The organism is Sphingomonas sp. T1 (genome assembly GCF_902506585.1).
Lineage (GTDB): Bacteria > Pseudomonadota > Alphaproteobacteria > Sphingomonadales > Sphingomonadaceae > Sphingomonas > Sphingomonas aerolata.
Genome location: NZ_LR733875.1, coordinates 1,685,324 through 1,693,441 on the forward strand (window position 1 = coordinate 1,685,324; position 8,118 = coordinate 1,693,441).

An 8,118-nucleotide genomic window follows, 5' to 3' on the forward strand; every position below is an offset into this window, starting at 1 on the left:
CTCGACGATCATGTGCCTGCCGACCACCTGCTTCGACGCATCGACGGGCTGCTCGACTTCGGTTTCGTGCGCGAGGCGCTGGCGGCGAGCTACAGCACGGNCCAGAAACCCACCCCCGCGAAACCCGGCACCGTCCGCGTCCGCCTCACCACCTCCGAAGGCCCGATCACGCTCGCGCTCGACACGCGCCATGCCCCCAAGACCAGCGCGAACTTCCTCGCCTATGTCGATGACGGCCGCTTCGACGGCACCGATTTCTACCGCGCCGCGCGCAGCAAGAAGGCGCCGAAATTCGGCTTCGTCCAGGGCGGCATCCGCACCGACGCGCGGCGCATCCTGCCCGCCTTCCCGCTCGAGACCACGACGCAGACCGGCATCCGCCATCTCGACGCGACGATCTCGATGGCGCGCGGCAGCGAGCCCGGCTCGGCGGGCGGCAATTTCTTCATCACCATCGGCCCGACCCCCGCGATGGACGCGCGCCCGGGCTATCTCGGCTATGCCGCGTTCGGCCATGTCGTCGGCGGCATGGACACGGTCCGCCGCATCCTCGCCAAGCCGACCGGCGGCGGGCTCGACGCGTTCAAGGGCCAGATGATCCTCAACCGCGTCGCGCTGATCAGCGCGAAGCGGCTCGACGGCACGCCCCGCCCGACCAGCGGCCCGCGACCATGGCTGTTGAAGACCCGCCCCACCCCGCCACGGCCGCGCTGACGCCCCACGGTCCGGGACCTCAGTCCGCGAACAGCAGGACCGGCGTCTCGAGATACTTCTTCAGCCCCTGGACGAAGCTCGCCGCATCCCAGCCATCGACGACGCGGTGGTCGCAGCTGATCGACAGGTTCATCAGCTTCGCACGGACCACCTCGTCGCCCCCTCTTCCATTATCTCGGAACACGGGGCGTTCGACGATCTTGTTCGGCCCGATGATCGCGACCTCGGGCCGGTTTATCACCGGCGTCGTCGCGATCCCGCCGAGCGGCCCGAGCGAGGTGACGGTAATCGTGCCGCCACCCATCTCGTTCGGCGCAAGCTTGCCCGCGCGCGCCGCCTCGGCGAGCCGCGTGATCTCGGTCGCGAGCTGCCAGACGTTGCGGTCCTGCGCGTCGCGGATCACGGGCACGGTCAGCCCCGCATCGGTCTGCGCCGCCATGCCCAGATGAATGCTGCCGTGGCGGGTGACCACGCCGGCTTCGTCGTCGTAGCGCGCGTTGAGCATCGGGAAATCGGGGATCGTCTTGCAAATCGCGACGATCATAAGCGGCAGCATCGTCAGCTTGGGTCGCCCGCCGCGATTGGCGTTCAGATCCGCGCGCATCGCCTCCAGCGCGGTGACGTCGATCTCGTCGACATAGGTGAAATGCGGGATCGCGCGCTTCGACGCGGCCATGTTCTCGGCGATCTTGCGCCGCATGCCGATGACCTTGATCGGCTGGTCCGCGCGCGCCCGGCTCGCCCCCGGCGCCTGATAGCCCTGGCCCGCGCCATACCGCAGATACGCGTCGAGATCGGCATGACGGACCCGGTCGGACTCGGTCTTCACCGACGCCAGATCAATCCCCAGATCCCGCGCCCGCGCCCGCACCGCGGGCGACGCCAGCGCATGCGCCTTCGGCTCCGACTCGTTCCCCGGCGCAGGCCGGGGCCCAGTTGGAACGTCCGCAGTAATGGGAGGCCGAGGCTCGTCATCTGCCGCCCCCACCTGGGCCCCGGCCTTCGCCGGGGAACCGAGTGGAAGTGGTAGCGGCGTATCGACCACCTCCTCGACCCCCGGATTCTCCGCCTCATACTGCTCCGCCGTCTCCGCCTGCGCCGCCGTCAACGGCGCAGCCACGACCTCGCCCCCGGCGTCGACCGCATCCGTCTCGATCACCACCAGCGCGGCCCCGATCGACACCTGATCGCCGACCTCGCCCGCCAGCTCGACGACGACGCCCGACACGGGCGACTCCATCTCGACGGTCGCCTTGTCGGTCATCATGTCCGCGACCGGCGAATCCTCCTCGACGCGGTCGCCGATCGCGACGTGCCATGCGACGATCTCGGCCTCCGAGATGCCTTCGCCGATATCCGGCAGTTTGAAGGTAAAGCGAGCCATCAGAAAATTCCGTTCGTTTCGAGCGAAGTCGAGAAACTTGTGTGAGGGATTCCGAAGGCTTCTCGACTGCGCTCGAAGCGAACGGGGGTGGGTGAACGCATCATTATGCGTCCTTCATGATCTTCTTGAGGGCCTCGGTGATACGGACCGGCCCCGGGAAATAGGCCCATTCCAGGCTGTGCGGGTACGGCGTGTCGAACCCGGTCACGCGCTCGATCGGCGCCTCGAGATGGTAGAAACAGCGCTCCTGCACCAGCGCCGACAGCTCCGCGCCGAACCCGCTGGTCCTCGTCGCCTCGTGGACGATCATGCAGCGCCCGGTCTTCTTCACCGACGCCTCGATCGTCTCGATGTCGAGCGGGACGAGCGTGCGCAGGTCGACGATCTCCGCGTCGATCCCCGTCTCGGCGATCACCGCCGTGCAGACATGCACCATCGTACCGTAGGCGAGGATCGTCAGCGCCTCGCCCGCCCGGACGATCTTCGCCTTGCCGAGCTCGATCTTGTAATAGCCGGTCGGCACTTCGCCCGCGGGATGCTTCGACCAGTTCTGCGACGGCCGATCCCAATAGCCGTCGAACGGACCGTTATAGATGCGCTTGGGCTCGAAGAAGAGCGTCGGGTCATTGTCCTCGATCGCCGCGATCAGCAGACCCTTCGCGTCATAGGGCGTCGACGGGATAACCGTCTTGATCCCCGACATGTGCGTGAACAGCCCCTCGGGCGACTGACTGTGCGTCTGCCCGCCGAAGATGCCGCCGCCGAACGGCGATCGTACCGTGATCGGCGAGGTGAACTCGCCCGCCGAGCGATAGCGCAGCCGTGCAGCTTCCGACACCAGCTGGTCGAGCGCGGGATAGATGTAATCCGCGAACTGGATCTCGGGGACCGGGCGCAGGCCGTACGCGCCCATCCCCACCGCAACGCCGATGATCCCGCATTCGGTGATCGGCGTGTCGAACACGCGCGTCTTGCCGTGTTTCGCCTGCAACCCCGCGGTCGCGCGGAACACGCCGCCGAAATAGCCGACATCCTCGCCCATCACGATCACGTCGGGATCGCGCGTCATCATGATGTCCATGGCGGAGTTGATCGCCTGGATCATGTTCATCCGGCTGGTCTCGCCGCCATCCGCTGCGTCGGACTCGGGTGCCTCGATCATGTCGCTCATGCCTTGCGATCCCATGGACGGCCGCTTGCCGTCTCTTCATCGAGCATCTGCTGACGCTGCTCCTTCAGATGCCAGGGCAGTTCCTCGAACACGCCGTCGAACAGCGATTCGAGCGGCTGGTGCAGCCCGTGGCCGAGGATGCCGTTCTTCTCGGCCTCCTTCTGCGCGGCCTTGACCTGCTCGGCGAGCTCCTTGTCCTGCGCGGCGTGACGCTCATCGTCCCATTCGCCGATCGCGATCAGGTGATCCTTCAACCGCTTGATCGGGTCGCCGAGCGGCCACGCATTGGGCTCGCCTTCGCTGCGATACTGACCCGGATCGTCCGAGGTCGAATGACCCTCCGCACGGTAGGTGAAGTGCTCGATCAGCGTCGGTCCCTGATTGGTCCGCGCCCGCTCGGCCGCCCATTCAGTGGCTGCGTACACGGCCAGCGCGTCGTTCCCATCGACGCGAAGCCCGGCAATGCCATAGCCGACCGCGCGCGCCGCAAAGGTCGTTGCCTCCGCGCCCGCGAACCCGGAGAAGCTCGAAATCGCCCACTGGTTGTTGACGACGTTGAAGATCACCGGCGCGCGGTAGACCGCGGCGAAGGTGCACGCCGAATGGAAGTCGCCCTCCGCGGTCGATCCCTCGCCGCACCAGGTCGCCGCGATCCGCGTGTCGCCCTTCGCCGCCGACGCCATCGCCCAGCCCACGGCTTGCGGATACTGCGTCGTGAGGTTGCCCGAGATCGAGAAGAAACCGGCTTCCTTGACCGAATACATGATCGGCAGCTGCTTGCCGCCGAGCCTGTCCGCGGTGTTCGAATAGATCTGGTTCATCATGTCGACGAGGCTCCAGCCCCGTGCGATCAGCAGCCCCTGCTGGCGATAGGAGGGGAAGCACATGTCCTCGTAATCAAGTGCATAGGCCGCCGCGACAGCGACCGCTTCCTCGCCCAGCGCCTTCATGTAGAAGCTCGTCTTGCCCTGACGCTGCGCGCGGAACATGCGTTCGTCGAACGCGCGGAGCAGCGCCATGCTGCGCAGCATACGCCGCAGCATATCGGGCGAAAGCTTGGGATCCCATGGCCCCACCGCATTGCCGTCATCGTCGAGCACGCGGACCAGCGTATAGGCCAGGTCGGTGAAATCGCTCGCCTTGTCCGCGGTATCGGGACGCCGCGCCTGCCCGGCAGGCGGCACGTCGACTTCGGCGAAATCGACCGGATCGCCGGGTCGGAACTTCGGTTCGGGCACATGCAGCGTCAATCCGGGTAGATTGCGCAGCGGCTGCGAATCGGCGCGAGGGTGCTCGCTGGCCATCGTCACTCCATCTCCATCGCCCGGCGGCGTACGCGCCGGATCGCTCTTCGCGGCCTTGTTATAAAATTTCAACGGCATTGGCGAGAGGGAGTTTTGCCCGGTTGCCGCATTCGCACCGGCCACGTGCAACGCCGTGCGATCAATGCGATAGCATGAGCCTGCGGACGCGGGCAGACAGGGGGAGACAGGGCAAAATGCTGCAGGACTGGGACGCCATCGTCGCGATCGGATGCACGCTGCCGGGTGTCGAGCCGGGCACCAGCTACGGCCGGCCCGCACTCAGGTTCCGCGGCAAGACGCTCGCGTCCACCACCGCGCCCGATCCCGGCAGCTTCGTGCTCCATATCGGTCTCGACGAGAAGCAGATCCTGCTCGACACCGACCCCGCGACCTTCTGGCAGACCGATCATTATGACGGCTGGCCGGCGGTGCTGGTCCGCTACGGCACCGGCGAGGGCGAGCGGATCGCGCATCTGCTCGCCCGCGCCTGGTGGGACCGCGCTACCGCGGCTCAGCGCAAGGCCTATGGCGAGCGCCCCTAGCCGGCTCGCGCGCTACTCCACCGTCTGCTCGATCACCCCGAAGATCGGCCGATGCCGGTCGTCCTCCGCCCAGATCCGCACCGTATCGCCCTTTTTCAGGAACGGGGTCACCGCCGCGCCGCCCGCGATCGTCTCGATCGTCCGCACTTCGGCCAGGCAGGAATAGCCGACCCCGCCCTCTGCGATCGGCTTGCCCGGCCCGCCGTCCGCGCCGCGGTTCGACACGGTGCCCGACCCGACGATCGTCCCCGCGCCCAGCTTGCGCGTCTTGGCGGCATGCGCGATCAGCGTGCCGAAATCGAACGTCATGTCCTCGCCCGCCTCGGCCCGACCGAAGGGCTGGCCGTTCAGGTCGACCATCAGCTTGCGGTGCAGCTTGCCGTCCTGCCACCAGTCGCCGAGCGATTCGGGCGTCACGAACACCGGTGAAAACGCGCTGGCGGGCTTCGACTGGAAGAATCCGAACCCCTTGCCCAGCTCGCCCGGGATCAGGTTGCGCAGCGACACGTCGTTGGTCAGCCCGACCAGCCGCACCGCCGCCAGCGCCTCGTCGCGGCTCGCGCCCATCGCCACGTCACCGGTGACGACGACGACCTCGCCCTCCATGTCACAGCCCCAGCTCTCGTCGGCGAGCGGGATCGGATCGCGCGGCCCGAGAAACCCGTCCGACCCGCCCTGATACATCAGCGGATCGTGCCAGAAGCTGTCGGGCATCTCGGCGGCGCGCGCCTGCCGGACGAGCGCGACATGGTTCACATAGGCCGAGCCGTCCGCCCACTGATAGGCGCGCGGCAAGGGCGACGCCGCGTCATGCTCGTGGAACCGCCGCATCGGGATCATCTCGTGCTCGAGATCGGTCGACAGATTCTCGAGCATCGGCGCAAGCCGGTCCCAGTCGTCGAGCGCCGCCTGCAGCGTCGGCGCGATATGCGTCGCATCGGCATACCAGGCGAGGTCGTTCGACACGACGACGAGCCGGCCATCACGGCCCCGGGCTGGATCTGCGTCCTTCAGGCTGGCCAGTTTCATTGCGGATCCTCTCAATGTTTTCACCACCCTACGCCCGCCCGCCGCCGGAAGTCGAGACCGACGGTCGCACGCGCATCCCGACCGCCCACTGATGCGTTATCCTTGCATCGCCCCGACCCCGGCGCCACACCGGGCCACCGCCTTCGAAAGCTCCGCCATGCCCCTCGATATCGTCCGCGTGCCCGTCCTCAGCGACAATTACGCCTGGCTGATCCACGATCCCGACAGCGGCACGACGGTCGCGCTCGACCCGGGCGAGGCGGATCCGGTGATCGCCGCGGCGGCCGCGCGCGGCTGGCGGATCGATCACGTCTGGACGACGCACTGGCATCCCGATCACACCGGCGGCAACGCCGCGATCCGCGCTCAGGGCGCGACCGTCACCGGCCCCGCCGCGGAGGCCGCGAAGATCCCGACGCTCGACCGCACCGTGACCGAGGGCGACGTCGTCACGCTCGGCGCGCACGCCGCGCAGGTGATGACCGTGCCCGGACATACGCAGGGCCATATCGCCTTCCACTTGGCCGACGACGCGGTGATCTTCACTGGCGACACGCTGTTCGCGATGGGCTGCGGCCGGCTGTTCGAGGGCACGCCCGCCGACATGTTCGCCAACATGCAGCGCTACGCCGCACTGCCCGACGAGACGCAGGTCTATTGCGGCCATGAATACACCCAGTCGAACGGCCGCTACGCGCTGGTCGCCGAGCCCGACAATAGCGCGATCCGCGACCGGATGGCCGAGGTCGACGCGGCCCGCGCGCGCGGCGAGGCGACCGTGCCGACGACGATCGGGCTCGAACGCGCGACCAATCCGTTCCTCCGTGCGACCTCGGCCGCCGAGCTCGGCGAACGCCGCGCGGCAAAGGATGCGTTCAAGGGCTGAATAGGCTATGTCGGGCCCCTCGGGGGCGCAAAGGAAACCGCATGCGCATCATGACACGCTTATCGCTGCTCTGCCTGACGATCGCCGCCACCGCCTGTACGGCGACTCCGCGCGAACAGGCGCAGATCGCGCAGCGCGAAACCGAAACGCAGCGAAAGCTCGCGACCGCGCTCAAGGGGCTGACCCCCGGCGAGCCGACCCTGTGCCTCAACGCCCTCGGCCAGAAACAGGTGACCAGCTACGGTCCGACCTTCCTCTACCGCGTCAACAACGGCACGATCTACCGGACCGAGACCAATGGCGGGTGCGGCGATCTCGACCGCAACATCCTGATCACGCGGACGCCCTCGGGCCAGCTCTGCCGCGGTGACATCGCCAACACGATCGACCGCGCCAGCCGCTTCCCCAGCGGCAGCTGCAGCTTCGGGGAATTCGTCCCCTATCGGAAGGCCCGGTGAGGATGCCGCGCTCCGGCCGGATCGCCGCCCTCGCCGCGCTCGCGCTGACGCTCGTCGCCGGCCGCGACGATCCGCTCGCGGGGCGCATCGCCGGCGCGCCGGTCCGCTGCATCGGCATCGGCCTGGTCCAGGGGCCGACGATCCTCGACGCGACCACCATCCTCTATCGCCAGTCGGGCAAGCGCGTCTGGCGCACCGGCCCGGTCGGCCCCTGTCCGCAATTGCGCCCGCTGTCGACGATCATCGTCGACATCTATGGCGGCCAGCTCTGCCGCAACGACCGGTTCCGGCTGATCGAACCCGGCCTGTCGATCCCCTCCCCCTCCTGCCGCTTCACCGACTTCACCCCCTACGACAAACCCTGACGCCGGCCGTCCCGGATGATATGTTGCATCATGGCAACAACCCGCCGCCCAATTTTCCGCAACTGCGAACATCTGCTTTGATATGATACATCATTCGCGCTAGGCGGCAGCTCCGGGGTTCAAGGAGCGTTTCTATGCGTAAGACTTTCATCGGGATCAGCGCGCTGGCGGTCTTCGCCGCGACCGCCGCGACCGCCCAGACCGACACGCCGCCGACCGGCGCACCGGCCGATGCGCCTGCCGCAACCCCAGCCCCGACCCGCAC

8 protein-coding genes and 1 pseudogene are annotated in these 8,118 nt (G+C 67.7%); 5 read left to right on the forward strand and 4 right to left on the reverse strand.

The window, feature by feature from the left end; genetic code table 11:
* Positions 1-101 precede the first annotated feature (101 nt).
* A pseudogene (locus GV027_RS07610) lies at positions 102-714 on the forward strand (peptidylprolyl isomerase); the annotation flags it as partial.
* Between the two features lie 19 nt (positions 715-733).
* Here the strand turns inward: GV027_RS07610 and GV027_RS07615 are convergent.
* The 3 genes from GV027_RS07615 to GV027_RS07625 form a co-directional block, all read right to left on the reverse strand.
* On the reverse strand, positions 734-2,098 hold the full coding sequence (locus tag GV027_RS07615; RefSeq protein WP_159511498.1) for a dihydrolipoamide acetyltransferase family protein: 1,365 nt from the start codon (positions 2,096-2,098) through the stop codon (positions 734-736).
* A gap of 103 nt (positions 2,099-2,201) precedes the next feature.
* Positions 2,202-3,209, reverse strand: a complete 1,008-nt coding sequence (locus GV027_RS07620; RefSeq protein ID WP_159512797.1) for an alpha-ketoacid dehydrogenase subunit beta — start codon at positions 3,207-3,209, stop codon at positions 2,202-2,204.
* A gap of 56 nt (positions 3,210-3,265) precedes the next feature.
* Positions 3,266-4,573, reverse strand: coding sequence for a thiamine pyrophosphate-dependent enzyme (locus GV027_RS07625; protein ID WP_159511499.1), 1,308 nt, complete (start codon positions 4,571-4,573; stop codon positions 3,266-3,268).
* 194 nt (positions 4,574-4,767) lie between these two features.
* Here GV027_RS07625 and GV027_RS07630 point away from each other — a divergent pair, with 194 nt between their 5' ends.
* Complete coding sequence (locus GV027_RS07630; RefSeq protein WP_236559105.1) at positions 4,768-5,115, forward strand: MmcQ/YjbR family DNA-binding protein; 348 nt, start codon at positions 4,768-4,770, stop codon at positions 5,113-5,115.
* Positions 5,116-5,127: 12 nt separating this feature from the next.
* On the opposite strand, the gene GV027_RS07635 is transcribed toward GV027_RS07630, so the two are convergent.
* On the reverse strand, positions 5,128-6,144 hold the full coding sequence (locus tag GV027_RS07635) for a fumarylacetoacetate hydrolase family protein (protein ID WP_056679470.1): 1,017 nt from the start codon (positions 6,142-6,144) through the stop codon (positions 5,128-5,130).
* 157 nt (positions 6,145-6,301) lie between these two features.
* Between GV027_RS07635 and gloB the strand changes: the two genes are divergently transcribed.
* Genes gloB through GV027_RS07650 form a run of 3 tightly spaced genes read left to right on the forward strand, consistent with a single transcriptional unit; the run spans position 6,302 to position 7,853 of the window.
* Positions 6,302-7,030 carry a hydroxyacylglutathione hydrolase gene (gene gloB / locus GV027_RS07640; RefSeq protein ID WP_159511500.1) on the forward strand — a complete coding sequence of 243 codons (729 nt, stop codon included), beginning with the start codon at positions 6,302-6,304 and terminating at the stop codon, positions 7,028-7,030.
* Positions 7,031-7,071: 41 nt separating this feature from the next.
* Positions 7,072-7,488: a hypothetical protein gene (locus GV027_RS07645; RefSeq protein WP_236559106.1), complete on the forward strand. Its 417-nt coding sequence runs from the start codon at positions 7,072-7,074 to the stop codon at positions 7,486-7,488.
* A 2-nt stretch (positions 7,489-7,490) separates the two neighbouring features.
* A complete protein-coding gene (locus GV027_RS07650; RefSeq protein WP_056679464.1) occupies positions 7,491-7,853 on the forward strand; it encodes a hypothetical protein in 363 nt (120 codons plus the stop codon).
* Positions 7,854-8,118 lie beyond the last annotated feature (265 nt).

Excerpts from the sequence above, each read along its gene's own strand:
- GV027_RS07615 (WP_159511498.1), bottom strand. The coding sequence starts at position 2,098 with ATGGCTCGCTTTACCTTCAAACTGCCGGATATCGGCGAAGGCATCTCG.
- GV027_RS07645 (WP_236559106.1), top strand. The coding sequence starts at position 7,072 with ATGCGCATCATGACACGCTTATCGCTGCTCTGCCTGACGATCGCCGCC.
- GV027_RS07650 (WP_056679464.1), top strand. The coding sequence starts at position 7,491 with ATGCCGCGCTCCGGCCGGATCGCCGCCCTCGCCGCGCTCGCGCTGACG.
- GV027_RS07635 (WP_056679470.1), bottom strand. The coding sequence starts at position 6,144 with ATGAAACTGGCCAGCCTGAAGGACGCAGATCCAGCCCGGGGCCGTGAT.
- gloB (WP_159511500.1), top strand. The coding sequence starts at position 6,302 with ATGCCCCTCGATATCGTCCGCGTGCCCGTCCTCAGCGACAATTACGCC.
- GV027_RS07625 (WP_159511499.1), bottom strand. The coding sequence starts at position 4,573 with ATGGCCAGCGAGCACCCTCGCGCCGATTCGCAGCCGCTGCGCAATCTA.
- GV027_RS07620 (WP_159512797.1), bottom strand. The coding sequence starts at position 3,209 with ATGAACATGATCCAGGCGATCAACTCCGCCATGGACATCATGATGACG.
- GV027_RS07630 (WP_236559105.1), top strand. The coding sequence starts at position 4,768 with ATGCTGCAGGACTGGGACGCCATCGTCGCGATCGGATGCACGCTGCCG.